This window comes from Psychrobacter sp. FME13 (genome assembly GCF_014861395.1).
GTDB lineage: Bacteria > Pseudomonadota > Gammaproteobacteria > Pseudomonadales > Moraxellaceae > Psychrobacter.
On the sequence record NZ_RRYV01000334.1, the window covers coordinates 1 to 878 of the forward strand.

Below are 878 nucleotides of genomic sequence, written 5' to 3' on the forward strand. Positions count from 1 at the left end.
ACATTGACTTGGCTGTTGGCATAGGTAGTGCTGTCGCTGTTAGCATAGCCTTTTGCACGACTCGCACTAGCAGTGATGCCGTAGCTAGCACCTTTACCTGGGTTGGTAGCTGCATAGGCACCGATGGCGGTACTTGAGCTCTTATTATCACTACGAGTATTGCTGTTTTGCGCGACACCATTGATAGTCAGGTCATTGTCGGCTTGAAATAGGGCGTCATTGGTAACGTTTAAGTTGCTACCGTTTATGTTGATATTGCTATCGGTGCCTGCCCCTGTAGCGATCAAGGCAAGGTTATTAGTGGTAATGCTGGATCCTTGGTTTACCTCGGTGTAGCTGCTGCTATTGGACTCACTTTTTGATGAGCCAATGGTGGCCTGTATACGAGTGCTGCCTATGTCTTGTAGCTTGCCACCTTCTTGTAGCATACTTAATACATCTGATCCTTGCTGAGCTAAGGCTTTTGTCTTAAGACCAGCAGCGACGCCTGCCATGCCTTTCATGCGGGTGCTACCTGTATTACCACCAGCATCAATGAGGTTGTCGATACTCTTGGCGCTGTCAATGAGGCTGTTTGAGAGGGACACGGTCAGACCACTTTGCTTAAACTTCTGCTCGCTTTGATTGGTATAGACATCCATGACGTTATCGATATTGATGTCTTGGGCACGGATAACGGTGTTGCCGCGACTGCTGTTATCAAGGGCGTCATTGACATCTTCACTACTATCTGCACCCATACCCGCGACAATACTACTGCCCGTCTGTTGGTAAGTACCACCAGCATTGATGATGACGTTACCGTCAATCGCACCGATGTTGCTAGCAGTATGCGTCAGTGCCGTTTGAGCACTACTATCATCAGTTTGCTGCTTGCC

1 protein-coding gene is annotated in these 878 nt (G+C 48.5%); it reads right to left on the reverse strand.

The genetic code is table 11. From position 1 onward, the window contains the following. Positions 1-878, reverse strand: an 878-nt coding sequence (locus EI164_RS16435; protein WP_192521038.1) for a hemagglutinin repeat-containing protein, incomplete at both ends; no start/stop codon positions are given.